This window comes from Streptomyces stoeckheimensis (assembly GCF_045822005.1).
GTDB lineage: Bacteria > Actinomycetota > Actinomycetes > Streptomycetales > Streptomycetaceae > Streptomyces > Streptomyces stoeckheimensis.
On record NZ_CP169550.1, the window covers coordinates 2,197,200 to 2,212,648 of the forward strand.

The window sequence follows — 15,449 nt, forward strand, 5'->3', positions numbered from 1 at the left end:
CGCTTAGCCGCGAATGAGGTTGCGGAGCACGTACTGCATGATGCCGCCGTTGCGGTAGTAGTCCGCCTCACCCGGGGTGTCGATGCGGACGACCGCGTCGAACTCCACGCCGGTGTCGGTGCTGACCTTCACCGTGCGGGGGGTGGTGCCGTTGTTCAGCTCCTCCACACCGGTGAAGGAGAAGGTCTCCTCGCCGGTGAGGCCCAGGGAGGCCGCCGTGGCGCCCTCGGGGAACTGCAGGGGCAGGACGCCCATGCCGATCAGGTTGGAGCGGTGGATGCGCTCGTAGGACTCCGCGATGACGGCCTTGACGCCGAGCAGGGCGGTGCCCTTGGCGGCCCAGTCGCGCGAGGAGCCCGAGCCGTACTCCTTGCCCGCCAGGATGACCAGCGGGATGCCGGCGGCCTGGTAGTTCTGCGAGGCGTCGTAGATGAAGGCGACCGGGGCGCCCTCGACGGTGAAGTCGCGGGTGAAGCCGCCCTCGGTGCCCGCCGCGATCTGGTTGCGGAGGCGAATGTTGGCGAACGTACCGCGGATCATGACCTCGTGGTTGCCGCGACGGGAACCGTACGAGTTGAAGTCGCGGCGCTCGACGCCGTGCTCCGTGAGGTACTTGCCGGCCGGGGTGTCGGCCTTGATGGCACCGGCCGGGGAGATGTGGTCGGTGGTGACCGAGTCGCCCAGCTTCGCCAGCACGCGGGCGCCGGCGATGTCGGAGACCGGGGTGGTCTCCATCGTCATGCCCTCGAAGTAGGGGGGCTTGCGCACGTAGGTGGACTGCGGGTCCCACTCGAAGGTGTTGCCCGTCGGGATCGACAGCGCCTGCCACTGCGCGTCGCCCGCGAAGACGTCCTGGTAGGACTTGTTGAACATGTCTTCGCCGATCGCGTTCGCGACGACGTCGTTGACCTCGGCCTCGGTGGGCCAGATGTCCGCGAGGAAGACCGGCTTGCCCTCGGAGTCCGTGGCGATGGCGTCCTTGGTGATGTCCACCTTCATGGAGCCCGCGATGGCGTACGCGACGACCAGCGGCGGGGAGGCCAGGTAGTTCATCTTGACGTCGGGGTTGATGCGGCCCTCGAAGTTGCGGTTGCCCGAGAGGACCGAGGTGACCGCGAGGTCGGCGTCGTTGATCGCCTTGGAGATCTCCTCCTCCAGCGGACCCGAGTTGCCGATGCAGGTGGTGCAGCCGTACCCGACGAGGTTGAAGCCCATCTTGTCGAGGTACGGGGTCAGGCCGGCCTTGTCGAAGTAGTCGGTGACGACCTTCGAGCCCGGGGCCAGGGTGGTCTTGACCCACGGCTTGCGGGTCAGGCCCTTCTCGACGGCCTTCTTCGCCACGAGCGCCGCGGCGACCATGACGTAGGGGTTCGAGGTGTTGGTGCACGAGGTGATCGCGGCGACGGTGACGGCGCCGTGGTCGATCTCGAAGGAGGTGCCGTCGGCCAGGGTCACCGGGGTGGGCTTGGTGGGCACACCGTTGGAGGTGGCCGGGGAGTCGGACGCCGGGAAGGACTCCTTGCCGGACTCCTCGTCGTCGGAGACGTAGTTGCGCACGTCCACGGCGAACTGCTGCGAGGCGTTCGCGAGGACGATGCGGTCCTGCGGACGCTTGGGACCGGCGATGGAGGGGACGACCGTGGAGAGGTCGAGCTCCAGCTTCTCGGAGAAGTCCGGCTCGGCGGCCGGGTCCAGCCACAGGCCCTGCTCCTTGGCGTACGCCTCGACCAGCGCGACCTGCTGGGCGTCGCGGCCCGTCAGGCGCAGGTACTTCAGGGTCTCGCCGTCGATCGGGAAGACGGCGGCGGTGGAACCGAACTCCGGCGACATGTTGCCGATGGTGGCGCGGTTCGCGAGGGAGGTGGCGGCGACGCCCTCACCGTAGAACTCGACGAACTTGCCGACGACGCCGTGCTTGCGGAGCATCTCGGTGATGGTCAGCACGAGGTCGGTGGCGGTGGTGCCGGCCGGCAGCTCGCCGGTCAGCTTGAAGCCCACCACGCGCGGGATCAGCATGGAGACCGGCTGGCCCAGCATCGCGGCCTCGGCCTCGATGCCGCCGACGCCCCAGCCCAGTACGCCCAGGCCGTTGACCATCGTGGTGTGCGAGTCGGTGCCGACGAGGGTGTCGGGGTACGCCTGGCCGTTACGGACCATGACGGTGCGGGCCAGGTGCTCGATGTTGACCTGGTGGACGATGCCGGTGCCCGGGGGGACGACCTTGAAGTCGTCGAAGGCGGTCTGGCCCCAGCGCAGGAACTGGTAGCGCTCCTTGTTGCGGCCGTACTCCAGCTCGACGTTCTGGGCGAACGCGTCGGCCGTGCCGAACTTGTCGGCGATGACCGAGTGGTCGATGACCATCTCGGCGGGCGAGAGCGGGTTGATCTTCGCCGGGTCGCCGCCGAGGGCCTTCACGGCCTCGCGCATGGTGGCGAGGTCCACGACGCAGGGGACGCCGGTGAAGTCCTGCATGATCACGCGGGCCGGCGTGAACTGGATCTCCTCGCTGGGCTGGGCCTGCGAGTCCCAGTTTCCGAGCGACCGGATGTGGTCGGCGGTGATGTTCGCGCCGTCCTCGGTACGGAGCAGGTTCTCCAGCAGGACCTTCAGGCTGTAGGGAAGGCGGGCGGAGCCCTCGACCTTGTCCAGCTTGAAGATCTCGTACGACTCGTCGCCCACCTGCAGCGTGCTGCGGGCGTCGAAGCTGTTCGCCGACACGACAGTCTCCTTCATGCATGAATTCGCGCGTATTGCCGCAATCCTGCCGCGAGGCACTCTGGCCTTTCCGCTAAGGTGAGGCTAAGTTAGGTAACCCTTACCAGCGGGGCGGCTGCGGCACGTCCGGGGCAGATATCTCGATGTCGAGATAACTCTAGTACATGCCGGGGGGCCGGGACGAGGCACGCACCCTCAGCCCCGCCGGTACGGTCAGCCGCCCAGTGGATTCCGCATGTCCGGATTCGACGAGCTTGACCAGGGACGAAACCGCCGATTCGGCGATCCGCTCCGGATCGAAGGTGACGGTGGTCACGGAAGGTTCGTTCTCGGCGTAGGCCGGGTCCTCGCTGGCACAGACCAGCAGCAGGCCCTGAGCGCCGTTCCCCGGGCCGGCGCCGGGGATGCCGATGCCATGGCGCGCGGCGGCGGCCAGCACCTGCCGGCCCCCCGGGTCGTATACGCAGTACACGGCGTCGGGGCGGTCCGGCCCCGTGAATGCGGAGTCGAAGGCGTGCCCGGCGTCGTCATTGGGATCGAAGGGGATCACGAGCGGAGCCCGGCGCCGCTCGGCGCACCAGTGTTCATAGGCTGACGTGACGGCCCCGGTGTAGAACTCCCGGCCGTAGCCCGCGTGCAGCGCGATCCGCCGGGCGCCGGAGGCCGCCAGGTGGTCCAGCACCTCGCGGGTGGTGGCGGTGTGGTCGTTGTCCACCCACACGTCGCCCGGCCGCGGATCGCCCGGCGGCCCGTCGAAGACCACCGGCAGCCCCCGCGCCCGCAGGGCGCGCAGCACCGGGTCGTCGGCCGGGCTGTCGATCAGCAGCATCCCGTCCACCGCCAGGGTGTGCCACAGCGGCTCGGCGCCGCGGTCGGCGGGCAGCGTGGTCAGGGCGTAGCCGTGGGCGTGCGCCGCCGAGGTGGCGGCGATGAGCAGCCGGGCGTAGTAGGCGATCCGCGCGAAGTCCCAGGCGAAGCCGGCGTACGTGGTCACGGCGATGCCCAGGCTGCGGTTGTGCGGGCCGCGCCGGGCTCCGTAGCCGAGGGCCCCGGCGACCTCGCGCACCCGGCGGCGGGTGGACTCTCCGACGCGGCCGGTGCCGTTGAGCGCGTGAGAGACGGTCGCGGTGGAGACCTCGGCGGCGCGGGCTATGTCGGCGAGGGTCGGGCCGGGCACCGGCGCGGGCGCGGGCATCGGCACCGGGCCGGAGGCGTGAAGGGGGGCGGGCACGGCGCCATCGTACGGATTTCGTCGCCGGAGGCGGCTTCTGGTTAAGCCCTTAATCAAACAGCGTCCTGGCCACGCCAACGTTTGGGAGTGTGCATGACGTCTTCTCCTTCCCCCCGGTCCCCGCTGTCCGCCCGGTCCGCGGCGTCCGCGGCTTCCTCGCCGTCGCCGTCCGCAGCTTCCTTGCCGTCCGCGCTGTCGCGCCGGGGGCTCCTCGCGGCCGCCGGAGCCGCGGGCGCGGCGGGTCTGCTGGGCGCGGGGCCCGCCTCGGCCGCCTCGGCCCCGTCCGCCCCGTCCGCCGGCGGGCGGAACTCGGCCGCGCTGGTGATCCGCAACGCCTCGGTGTTCACCGGGGTCACCGGCGCCGGCCACCGGGGGCCCGTACGGGCCGTCGCGGTCGGCCGGGACGGGAAGATCCTGGCCACCGGGACCGACGCCGCGCTGCGCCGGTACGTGGGCCGGGACACCGAGGTGGTCGACGCCCGCGGCACCACCGTGATGAGCGGGATCCACGACGGCCACGTCCACCCGCTCGGGGCCGGCGAACGTTCGCTGTCCCCCTCGCTGGAGAGCGCGGAGACCACCCCCGCCGAGCTCCTGGAGATCCTCACCGGGTTCCTCGCCGACACCGGCGGCGCGGGCGCCGAGCCCGACGGCTGGCTGGTGGTGGAGGACTGGAACCCGGTCGGGCTGCTCCCCGCGGGCACCGCTCCGCACCACTCGATGCTGGACGCGCTGCCGACCCGGCGGCCGGTCGTCCTGATCGGCGGCGACGGGCACAACCTGTGGGCCAACCAGCGGGCCCTGGACATCGCCGGGATCACGGCGGCCACGCCCGACCCGGTCGGCGGCAAGGTGGTCAAGGGCGCGGACGGGAAGCCGACGGGCGTCCTCAAGGACGACGCCCAGGGGCTGGTGCGGCGCCTGATACCCGAGCACACCCGCGCCGAACTCGTCGCGGCGTGCGCCGAGGTGCTGGGGCTGGCCGCCGCGTCCGGGGTCACCACGATGATGGACGCCCTGGTGGGGCGGCACGAACTGGAGCTGTACCAGGCGCTCTCCGCGGCGGGCCGGCTGCCGCAGCGGATCGTCCCCGCGATCCGGCTGGACGCGGACCAGGCCAAGGACCCGGCGGGCTCGCTGGCGTACGCGCGGGGCCTGCGGCGGGAGTTCGGGGGCGTGCGGGGGCTCCGGTTCGGGATGATCAAGGTGTTCCTGGACGGGGTCATCGAGTACCCGGCACAGACCGCCGCCCTGCTGGAGCCGTACCTCGACGGGAACGGCAAGCCGACCGCGAACCGGGGCGAGCTCTACACCTCGGCGGCGGACTACGGCCGGCTCAGCGCCGCCTTCAACCGCGCGGGCTGGCAGATGCACGCCCACGGACTCGGGGACCGGGCGGTACGGACCGCTCTGGACGGATACGCGTACGCCCGGCGGGTCACGGGGCAGCGGGACGCCCGCAACGCGGTGGCGCACCTGCAGCTCGTGGACCCCGCGGACCTGCGGCGCTTCGCCCAGCTCGGGGTCGCGGCGTGCATGCAGCTGCAGTGGGCCGCGCGGGACACCTGGACGGTGGAGGCGCTGCTCCCCTACATCGGGCCCGAGCGGCACCGGTGGCTGTACCCGGCGCGCAGCCTGGAGCAGGCGGGCGCGCGGCTGACGGGCGGTTCGGACTGGCCGGTGGACGCCCTCCAGGTGTGGAACCAGCTCCGGACGGCGATCGACCGGCAGGGCGCGGAAGGGGCGGGCGAGCTGTACCGGGAGAAGGAGGCGCTGAGCCGGGACACCACCCTGCGGATGCACACCTCGGGGACGGCGTGGCAGCTCCGCCAGGAGCAGCTGACCGGCACCGTGGAGCCGGGCAAGGCGGCGGACCTGGTGCTCCTGGACCGGGACGTGACGCGCTGTCCGGTGGCCGACATCAGCGGGACGGGCGTACGGATGACCCTGGTCGGCGGCCGCGTGGTGCACGAGGCGGATTCCGCGGCGGGCCGGGCGGCTTCGGCCCGGCTGGCCCGCGCCGCGGCGGCGGGCGCGCGCCCGGCCTCGTACGCCTCGGTCCACGGTGGCGACGGCAAGGGCCGGCACCACGCCTGCGGGCACTGAGGGGAGCCGGGTTCCGGGTCGGGGCCACGCGTGGCCCCGACCCGGCCGCTCAGCCCGCAAGGCCGTGGCGCGCGGCCCAGGCCGTGACGGCGGCGGCGATCTCCTCGGGCCGGTCCTCCGGGCAGAGGTGGGCGGCCGCTCCGCAGTACTCGCTCTCCAGCGCGGAGACGTTCTCCTCGCTCCACGCGACCAGCTCGGGGCCGACCATCAGGGCGGGCGAGCCGTCGAAGTGGAGCAGGAGCTTGGGCACCTGCGGGCTGGCGGCCAGCCAGGCGTCGTAGGCCTCGACCCGGGCGACCACGTCCGCCGGTTCGCCGCCGATCGGCAGGGAGCGGGCGAACCGGAGCAGGGGGACCCGGCTCTCGGGGGTCGGGTAGGGGGCCGCGTAGACGGAGTGGTCGGCCTCGCTCATGGGGTTCAGCACCGTCTTGCCGATGCTGTCCTCGATGAAGAGGTTCCGCTCCAGGATCATTTCCTCCCCGACCCCCGGGGTGCGGATCGCCTCGAACCGGGCGCGGGCGGCGGGCGGGTACTCCTCCCAGGTCATCGGGCGCAGGATCGTTTCCATGAAGGCGAGCCCGCGAACCTGCTCCGGGTGCCGGGCGGCCCGGTCGAAGGCGAGCGCCCCGCCCCAGTCCTGGCCGACGAGGACGACCTCGTCGAGTCCGAGGGCGTCGAACCAGGCGTCGAGGTAGCGGGCGTGGTCGGCGAAGCGGTACTCGCCGCCGGGCTTGCCGGAGCGGCCCATCCCGATGAGGTCGGGGGCGAGGACGCGGACCCGGCCCCCGATCCGGGGCAGTACGCCCCGCCACAGGTGGGAGGAGGTCGGGTTGCCGTGCAGGAAGACGAAGGGGACGCCGTCGGGGGCGCCGAGCTCCTCGTAGTACATCGTCGAGTCGAGTACGTCGATGACGGGCATGGGGGAACCATCCGTTTCATTTCGTTTCAGTTCGTTGGTGCCACTAACGTTTGTGACACCAACGAACTTAAATCGTTAGTGCCCCGAACGCAAGGGGTACGATCCCGCCATGACCACGGAAGAGGACCAGGGCGCCTCCGCCCTCCCGGCGCGGCTGCGCGAACTACCCAGCCGACTGCTCTCACAGGCCTCGGCGCACGCCACGCGGCTCGTCACCGAGGGGCTGAGCGGGGCGGACGCGCGCAAATGGCACTACGCGACCCTGGTCGCCCTGGACGAGTTCGGACCCGCGAGCCAGGCGGCCTTGAGCGGCCGCACCGACATCCACCGCAGCGACCTGGTCGCCGTCATCAACGAACTCGCCGCACGCGAGCTGGTCGAGCGGACCCCCGACCCCGCCGACCGGCGGCGCAACGTCATCACCCTGACGACCGCCGGCCGGCGCCGGCTGCGCAAGCTGGAGCAACTGCTCGCCGCGGCCCAGGAGGAGCTTCTGTCCCCTTTGTCCGCAGCGGAACGCGAGCAGCTCGTCGACCTCCTCGGCCGGCTCGTCGCGCACCACGCACACGGCGGACCCACCATGGGAGCTGACGACCGGTAAGTCCCTTTTCATGCCCGTTGACACCCGTCTGCCACGCCCAGCGCGGGCAACATCTCATATCTGAGATACGGTGCATCCATGGCAGACGACTACCTCGTACGCATCGGCAAGCTCATCCGTGACGCCCGGCAGCACCGGGGCTGGACACAGAGTCAGCTCGCGGACGCCCTCGGCACCAGCCAGAGCGCCGTGAACCGGATCGAGCGCGGCAACCAGAACATCAGCCTTGAGATGATCGCGCGCATCGGGGAAGCCCTCGACAGCGAAATCGTCTCCCTGGGCTACGCCGGTCCGATGCACCTGCGCGTGGTCGGCGGCCGCCGTCTGTCCGGCGCGATCGACGTCAAGACGAGCAAGAACGCGTGCGTGGCCCTGCTGTGCGCCTCGCTGCTCAACAAGGGCCGTACGGTCCTTCGCCGGGTCGCCCGCATCGAGGAGGTCTACCGCCTCCTCGAAGTCCTGAACTCCATCGGCGTCCGCACCCGCTGGATCAACGACGGCATCGACCTGGAACTCGTACCGCCGGCCCGCCTCGACATGGACGCCATGGACGCGGACGCGGCCCGCCGCACCCGCAGCATCATCATGTTCCTGGGTCCCCTGCTCCACCGGATGGACCACTTCAAGCTGCCCTACGCGGGCGGCTGCGACCTCGGCACCCGCACCATCGAGCCGCACATGATCGCCCTGCGCCGCTTCGGCCTGGACATCACCGCGACCGAGGGCATCTACCACGCCCAGGTCGAGTCCGGCATCTCCCCGGACCGCCCGATCGTGCTGACCGAGCGCGGGGACACCGTCACCGAGAACGCGCTGCTGGCCGCCGCGCGGCACGACGGCACCACCGTCATCCGCAACGCCTCCTCCAACTACATGGTCCAGGACCTGTGCTTCTTCCTGGAGGCGCTCGGCGTCCGGGTCGACGGCGTCGGCACGACGACCCTCACCGTCCACGGCGTCCCGAACATCGACGTGGACGTGGACTACTCCCCCTCCGAGGACCCGGTCGAGGCGATGAGCCTGCTGGCCGCGGCGGTCGTCACGGAATCCGAACTCACCATCCGCCGGGTCCCGATCGAGTTCATGGAGATCGAGCTCGCGGTCCTGGAGGAGATGGGCCTCGACCACGACCGCTCCCCCGAGTACACGGCCGACAACGGCCGCACCCGCCTGGTGGACCTCACCGTCCGCCCGTCGAAGCTCGAAGCGCCGATCGACAAGATCCACCCGATGCCCTTCCCCGGGCTGAACATCGACAACGTCCCCTTCTTCGCCGCCATCGCGGCCGTGGCCCAGGGCCAGACCCTGATCCACGACTGGGTGTACGACAACCGCGCCATCTACCTCACGGACCTCAACCGCCTCGGCGGCCGCCTCCAACTCCTGGACCCCCACCGCGTCCTGGTCGAGGGCCCCACCCGCTGGCGCGCGGCAGAAATGATGTGCCCCCCGGCCCTGCGCCCCGCGGTGGTCGTCCTCCTGGCGATGATGGCGGCCGAGGGCACCTCGGTCCTGCGCAACGTCTACGTCATCAACCGCGGCTACGAGGAACTGGCGGAACGCCTCAACTCGGTGGGCGCCCAGATCGAAATCTTCCGCGACATCTAGGAATTGCGACGCAGGTCCAGCTGACCAAGCGCCACCTCGGACGAGGCCCCGACACCCCTTCACACAGGGTGACGGGGCCTCGATCTTTTCCGCCCCATTCATCCGCAGAGTGCCGGGCCGGCTGCCCATCGACGTGGCTCACATCGATACAACTCCGCCAAAAGGGCTACGTGCTGCGGTGGTACGCGATACCTTCCGATGCCCCTGCTCCGGACGAATCGCACCGTTGTGGGCGCTTCACCGTCTCAGATCCCGTACTCACCCTTATATGCAGTCAGCATTCCATGCAGTCCCTGCGCGCTCATGACATGGATTGCCAGAAGGGCAGCTTGTGACCTACCCGCTTCCGCACCCGTACCCGCCCGCGCCCACCCCGGACCGGCGGCGCTGGTGGCAACACCCGGCGCTGATCATCCCGCTCCTGGTCATCGTGCCGCCCGTGGGAATCACGCTCGTCTGGCTGAGCCGCTGGAAGATCACCCCGAAGATCATCAGCTCCATCGTGGCCGGCGCCTGGATGATCGCCCCGTTCGTCACCGACCCGCCGGACAAAACGGAGACCGACGCGAAGCCGAAGGCCCCCGTTGCGGCTCCCGCCACCCCTTCGGCCTCGCCCAGCCCCAGCCCCAGCCCTTCCGGTCCGCCGAACTTCGTCGGCCAGAACCTCAAGAGCGCCCAGGCTGCCGCCCTGGCGGCCGGGTTCAACTCCATCTCGCATGACGCCGGGCCTGACGAATCCGGGCAGTGGGCGGACGGCAACTGGAAGGTGTGCTTCCAGACCCTGGCGGAGCAGTCTCCGGGCAAGCCCACCATCGACTTCGCCGTGACCCGGAACGAGTGGCCGTGCCCCACGAAGGACGGCGACCCGATCCCGTATCCGAAGATGCCCAAGGTGGTCGGCCAGGACTACGCCAAGGCCCAGGAGACGTTGAAGCCGCTGGCGCTCCAGAAGATCGAACCGCAGAGCGCCTACACCGACGTCACCCTCCCCGGGAACCCGGACACGTGGACGGTCTGCTTCCAGGACCCCGAAGAGGGCAAGGCCCTCCAGTACCCCACCACCACGACGGCGCAACTGTCCTTGACCACTCCGGGCACGTCGTGCCCTGCCGACAAGAACACCAAGCTGCACCCGGATCCGACCCCGCCGCCGGCCACCGACGACGTTGACGACTCCGGCAGCGGCGTTTCCTCGACGGGTGGTTCCTCCTCGGGCGGCAGCGGCGCGCGCACCATCACGCCCGGCGCCTTCTGCTCGAACCCCGGATCCACGGGCGTCAGCAAGAAGGGCGTCGTCTACACATGCAGCCAGGGGCACTGGCGCCGATAGGCCGCCGCTCCCCGACACCACGTCGAAGGAACGAACGCCATGAAGAAGGCCGTACTGGCCACGGCCGCAGCACTGCTCGCCGTGGGCACGCTCGGCGCCTGCTCCTCCGTTGAGAAGGGGTACGAGGAGGGCCGCAAGGCAGGCAGCGGCGACAAGGCCCCCGCGAGCTCCGCCGCCCCGGCGCCTTCCGCCAAGGAGGTCAACCCCTGGTGCGAGACCGGCCACGGGTACACCGACAAGATCGAGCGCGCCGCCCATGAAGTCGCCTGCCGACGAGTAGCTCGCGCCACCTAGTGCTGTGACCGAGAAGGTTTGCCGGGTTGCTCGTTGTGCTGGTCGGATGTGACGACTTCGACTGGCATGGAGCCCCGCAGTCACCGACCGCCGGGCCCTCACCTTCAGGGCGCCACGCAGCAGGTTCAATGCCCGCCGCCAGGGTGGCCCTCGGCGCGCTGGGCCCCACATACTTCAGGGGGATCGCCATTCCGAATGGCCGAACACGGGACGCGGTGCCGCCTACCCGCCACCGGGATCCTGTCGGGGCCTGCCAGGCGGTCGCGTCTCACCGGGCCGGAGCGACCGGCGAGCGCCGTACGTTGCCCAGCTCTATGTGAAGGCCACGGCGGCGGCGAAGCCCTGACGCCCAGGGGCGGGGGCTGCCATGCCCTGGTTATACGCCGCCCTCGATGAGGGTCCAGCCAGCGGAGATGTCGCCCAGCGGCCCGACGCTCTTGTAGTCGCCGTCGACCAGCTTCGAGGCCGAGGCGGTGCCGTCGGACTTGTAGAAGAGCAGGCTGTCCGAGGTTCGGCCCACCTTCTCCCAGAGGTCGGAGGTGCCGACCCCGCGGAAATGGAAGACCCAGCCGTCGGTCGCCGTGCCCGCCCGCAAGTCGAGTTTCCCGCCCGCCTTCGCCCAGGACAGCACCGAGTCCCTGGTGGCGGTCAGCTGGCCCAGGTGGTCCTCCCCCACCAAGCTGCCCCTGCGCCCGTAGACGCCGCCTTCCAGGGTTCCGTACTCGCTCTTGTCCCACGAGAAGGTGGCCGCCCCTGGCCGGGCCGCGGCGGTCAGCGTGTCGCACGAGCCGGCCATGGTCACCCAGCCCTTCTTGAAGTCGTCGTACGTGCGCACCTGTTGGTACTTGCCGTTCCGCAGGGTGCCGGTGATGCCGTGGCCGGTCTGGCCGTTGTAGAAGAGCACCGAGTCGCCGGAGGCCTCGACCTGGGTCCAACCCGTCGGGAAGTTGCCAAAGGTGCGGGTGCGCGCGTACTCGCCGTCGGTGAAGGTGCCGACCTCCCCAGCCCCGGTGATCTTGTTGTACAGCAGCAGCGAATCGTGGCTCGCCGCCGCGTGCGTGTAGCCGCGCGGCAGGTGGAACTCCCCGTTGGACTCCCAGTGGCCGGCGGAGAGGGTTCCGGTGACGGCGGAGCCGCTACCGGTCCGGTAGAACAGGATCGAGGTGTTCCCGCTGGTGCCGAAGCAGGACGCGGAAGCGGACGCGGGGGTGACGGGACCCGCCAGCAGAACCGCCACTGCAGAAGTCGCCAGCGTGACCACCAGGGATTTCCTCATCATTGCCCCATTTCGTCGCGCGTGGGCGCGCGCGTCGGGCGTCGTGGGGTCGCCCGTGCGTAGGGGGTTCCCCGCGTGGACGCGGTCGCAGCGGCCGACGTCACGGGTCGACCGAGGCTGCGACGGGCGGCACGACGTGAGCTCCAACAGGGCGCCCACCGGCGATTCCCGCCCATGTGCAACGCCCTCGTCCATTCTGCGCCGCATCGGGACCCGTCGCATCCAGGCCCGGCGCCTAGTGCTGTGACCGGGAAGGTTTGCAGGGTCGGGTGGTCAGGCCGCGGCGGGTAGTGGTCTGCCGCCCCAGCGGATGCCTTTCTCGCTGCGGATGCGGGCGCGTTCGCGTCGTCGTGCGCCGAGGACGTCGGGGTGGCGGGCGTTCTGGTTACGCCAGCGCAGGTAGGCGTGCAGGACCCTGGTCTGGACCGTGTGAGGGGTCCGAAGTGGGCCTCGATGGGGTTGGCCCAGGACGCGTAGGTCGGGGTGAAGCACAGCTCGACCTTGTGCCGGGCCGCCCACCTGCGGATTCTCCAGTTCAGGTGGGCGGAGAGGTTGTCGAGGATCACGTAGATCGGTCCGCCGTCCGGGCGTGCGGCCCGGATCGTTCTCAGGGCCGCCCAGGTGTGGTCGATGCCCTTGCGTCTGTGGTTGACGCCCCAGAGCTTGTCGTCGCCGACGGAGTAGCAGACGTGGAAGTAGGTGATTCCGTGGGTGCGGCGGTAGGTCGCCGGAAGGCGGTCGGGCCGGCCCCGATCTGCCCAGCAGGAGCCAGCGGTGGGGCGGATGCCGAGCGGGCCGAACTCGTCGAACGCGCACGTGCGGTCCGGCCGCTGGTTGATCGCGTACTCGATCCGGTCCAGCTTGGCGTCGAAGTCCAGGTCCGGGGACTCCTTCCAGGTTTCGTGCGCTGGAAGGTGATCCCCCGGCGGGCAAGTAGGCATCGAAGTGCCTCTCGGCCGATCCGGACAGGCCTGGCCATGTTGCGCCGCAGGTGATCGACAAGCTTGCGGATCGACCAGCGGGTGAAGGGCTTGCCGAGCTGGGCCGGTCGGGCACTGGCCGTCTGGACGACGAAGTCCTCGTCGTCAGGACTGAGTAGGCGGGGACGGCCTCCCGCCCACTGAGGGTTCAGGCATGCAAGCCCGATCTCGTTGAAGCGGTGGATCACATCGCGGACAGTGTCCTCGTCCGCCTGGACCAGCCGTGCGATCACCGGCACCCTGCTGCCACCGGCCGAAGCGAGCAGCATCATCGCCCGCCGAAACCGCACAGAACTGGTACTGCCCCGCCGGACGATGTGCTGCAGTTTCTGCCCCTCCTGCTCGGTCAGCCTGCGAACCCGGACCGGTTGCGCCATCCCGCCTCCCCATGCTGGTCGGAGAACTCATTTCCAACCAGCACAACCAGCAACCCGGCGACCCTTCCCGGTCACAGCACTAGCACAGACCGAAGCCCCCGCCGGCCGGCGGGGGCTTCGCCGGCCGGCGCGTGGGCCCTCGCGGCCCCGCCCCCTGCACGATGCAGCCGTCAGCCCGCGCATGCCGAGAGTCCGGCGAAGCGTCAGAGGAGCCTCGTGTCCGATCTGCCTCCCTACGGCCACTCCGTGCCGAACCAGCCTCCGCCGCCGGGGCGGTTCGGGTCCCCGCAGAGGACCGTTCTGGGGTGCGGTGGGATGGCGACGGTCTTCCTCGTGCTACTGCTGATCGTCGCGGCGTGCTCCGAGAGGGCGAAGTCGGAGCCCGTGCCTGCGCCCACCGTCACCGTCACGGTCACCGCCACCGCGCAGGCCCCGGCCGCGCTCCTGCCCATGCCCCGGATCGTGGGGTCCACGTACGCGGCCGCGGCGCAGCAGATCGAGATCCTCGGTGGAGGCGCCCTCCAGCGCAGGAGCGTCTACACGGACGTCACCCTCCCCGCCGATACCGGCGCCTGGTTGGTGTGCGTCCAGGGGCCGGCCCCCGGAGAGGGCATCACGAACGGCGGGCAGCGGGTGGCCCTGGCCGCGCCGGACGCGGCATGCCCGGACAGGGAGGGGACACGGCTCCACCCGGAGCCGCAACCGACCCCCACTCCGCCGCCGGCCCCGGCCCCCGAGCCGCCGAAGGACGACGACACGGGGTCGTCCTCGGGCGGAGGCGGTTTGATCGGGGGCCGCGGCTCGAGCGGAGGCGGCAGCGCAAGCGGAGGCACCACTTCGAGCGGAGGCAGCAGCGGCGGAGGTACGAGCGGCATTCAGTTCGGCCAGGCCTGCTCCCCGGTCGGCGCCAGTGCGACGACCTCGGACGGCCGCCCCGCGAAGTGCTTCATGGGCAAGGACGGCCGCGCGCGCTGGGGATACCGGAGCTAGGGCCTGTCGTCAAACTCCCGTCTGCCGCGCGGCGTCTGGCACGCGCTCTCGCCGCACCGGACGGAAGCCAAGTACGTCCAGTACGCGGGCTTCCGCCCGGCACGCCGAGAGCACGCACCAGACGCCGCGCGGCCGCCCTTCGGGCGACGACGGGATTTTGACGACAGGCCCTAGCCGGACGACTGGACCGAACGGCGGTTTCAGCCCGGGTAGTTCGCGCGCCAGGGCTCGTAGTGCGGGTTGTCCTCGCAGCGGTCCATGATTTCCACCTTCTTCACCGTGTCCACCGGGCAGACGGCCACGATGAACGAGCGGGCGATGCCGCCCGGGAAGGCCACCTCGACCTGGGAGGCGTACTTGTGGGTGTCGCCGATGGTCTGGTTGACGTCCACCCCGCCCGGGGCGTCGATGTAGTAGTTCCAGCCGCTCTTCCAGGACTTGTACAGGTCGTGGTTGTACGTGGTGGAGACGTACGGGGAGGGCTGGTTGACCAGCACGTAACTCTCGATGTCGTACTGGCCGTTCAGGGTGTCCTTCGGCAGGAAGCCCTCCTCGAAGACCACCGCCGGCGGGCGGCCGTCCGAGCGGTAGAGCTGCTTGCAGTTGATCCGCCAGGACGGGGAGGGCGTAATGCGCTCCACCTCCACGCGTTCGTCGGCGGCGGCGAAGAGGTGGTTCTGGACCCGGGGGCAGGAGTTCGCGGGAGCCGCCGCGTGGAGCGATCCCCGGGCGGAGGCGGAGGCTGAGGCAAGGGCTGAGGCAGGGGCCGAGGCGGACGCGGAGGCCGGGGGCAGCACGGCGGCGGCGAGGGCGGTCGCGAGCACGGCGGCGCGACGGCGCAGGGCACGGATGGTGATCATGGGCCCACCCTGGCGCCATCGCGCTGCGCTCGGGGGCATCCTCACCCGTTGGTGAGCGTGTCGGATTCCGCCTCGACTGGCTTGGATCGGGAGCGAGTTGGTGATGGAACGATCCTGCGGAGCCGAAGCGTGCCGACGGGGCCTGGGTAGGCTCCTGTGCCG

The 15,449-nt window shown here is 70.6% G+C and carries 11 protein-coding genes and 1 pseudogene; 6 read left to right on the forward strand and 6 right to left on the reverse strand.

Annotated features, from left to right (window positions below):
- Positions 1 to 3: 3 nt before the first annotated feature.
- Positions 4 to 2,718, reverse strand: coding sequence for an aconitate hydratase AcnA (gene acnA / locus ACE1OC_RS10180; protein WP_407836750.1), 2,715 nt, complete (start codon positions 2,716 to 2,718; stop codon positions 4 to 6).
- 154 nt (positions 2,719 to 2,872) lie between these two features.
- On the reverse strand, positions 2,873 to 3,946 hold the full coding sequence (locus tag ACE1OC_RS10185) for a LacI family DNA-binding transcriptional regulator (RefSeq protein ID WP_407836751.1): 1,074 nt from the start codon (positions 3,944 to 3,946) through the stop codon (positions 2,873 to 2,875).
- 93 nt (positions 3,947 to 4,039) lie between these two features.
- On the opposite strand from ACE1OC_RS10185, the gene ACE1OC_RS10190 reads away from it, so the two are divergent.
- The gene (locus ACE1OC_RS10190) at positions 4,040 to 6,052 is read left to right on the forward strand and encodes an amidohydrolase (RefSeq protein ID WP_407836752.1); all 2,013 of its coding nucleotides are present in this window, start codon (positions 4,040 to 4,042) and stop codon (positions 6,050 to 6,052) included.
- A 49-nt stretch (positions 6,053 to 6,101) separates the two neighbouring features.
- Here the strand turns inward: ACE1OC_RS10190 and ACE1OC_RS10195 are convergent, their stop codons facing one another.
- Complete coding sequence (locus tag ACE1OC_RS10195) at positions 6,102 to 6,971, reverse strand: haloalkane dehalogenase (RefSeq protein WP_407836753.1); 870 nt, start codon at positions 6,969 to 6,971, stop codon at positions 6,102 to 6,104.
- 109 nt (positions 6,972 to 7,080) lie between these two features.
- On the opposite strand from ACE1OC_RS10195, the gene ACE1OC_RS10200 reads away from it, so the two are divergent.
- The 4 genes from ACE1OC_RS10200 (at position 7,081) to ACE1OC_RS10215 (ending at position 10,804) form a co-directional block, all read left to right on the forward strand.
- Entirely contained in the window at positions 7,081 to 7,572 is a 492-nt protein-coding gene (locus ACE1OC_RS10200; RefSeq protein WP_407836754.1) for a MarR family winged helix-turn-helix transcriptional regulator, read from the forward strand.
- A gap of 78 nt (positions 7,573 to 7,650) precedes the next feature.
- Positions 7,651 to 9,180: a helix-turn-helix domain-containing protein gene (locus tag ACE1OC_RS10205; RefSeq protein WP_250742068.1), complete on the forward strand. Its 1,530-nt coding sequence runs from the start codon at positions 7,651 to 7,653 to the stop codon at positions 9,178 to 9,180.
- A 331-nt stretch (positions 9,181 to 9,511) separates the two neighbouring features.
- Positions 9,512 to 10,510: a PASTA domain-containing protein gene (locus ACE1OC_RS10210; RefSeq protein ID WP_407836755.1), complete on the forward strand. Its 999-nt coding sequence runs from the start codon at positions 9,512 to 9,514 to the stop codon at positions 10,508 to 10,510.
- 39 nt (positions 10,511 to 10,549) lie between these two features.
- Positions 10,550 to 10,804 carry a hypothetical protein gene (locus tag ACE1OC_RS10215; protein ID WP_407836756.1) on the forward strand — a complete coding sequence of 85 codons (255 nt, stop codon included), beginning with the start codon at positions 10,550 to 10,552 and terminating at the stop codon, positions 10,802 to 10,804.
- Positions 10,805 to 11,180: 376 nt separating this feature from the next.
- Here the strand turns inward: ACE1OC_RS10215 and ACE1OC_RS10220 are convergent, their stop codons facing one another.
- Together ACE1OC_RS10220 and ACE1OC_RS10225 are read right to left on the reverse strand one after the other, a co-directional pair.
- Positions 11,181 to 12,065, reverse strand: a complete 885-nt coding sequence (locus ACE1OC_RS10220; RefSeq protein ID WP_407836757.1) for a hypothetical protein — start codon at positions 12,063 to 12,065, stop codon at positions 11,181 to 11,183.
- Between the two features lie 288 nt (positions 12,066 to 12,353).
- Positions 12,354 to 13,437 (reverse strand): annotated as a pseudogene (locus tag ACE1OC_RS10225) (IS630 family transposase).
- 315 nt (positions 13,438 to 13,752) lie between these two features.
- Between ACE1OC_RS10225 and ACE1OC_RS10230 the strand changes: the two are divergent.
- Positions 13,753 to 14,427, forward strand: a complete 675-nt coding sequence (locus ACE1OC_RS10230) for a hypothetical protein (protein WP_407836758.1) — start codon at positions 13,753 to 13,755, stop codon at positions 14,425 to 14,427.
- Positions 14,428 to 14,627: 200 nt separating this feature from the next.
- Here ACE1OC_RS10230 and ACE1OC_RS10235 read toward each other — a convergent pair whose 3' ends face one another.
- Entirely contained in the window at positions 14,628 to 15,287 is a 660-nt protein-coding gene (locus ACE1OC_RS10235; RefSeq protein ID WP_407836759.1) for an ADP-ribosyltransferase, read from the reverse strand.
- Between the last annotated feature and the right edge of the window lie 162 nt (positions 15,288 to 15,449).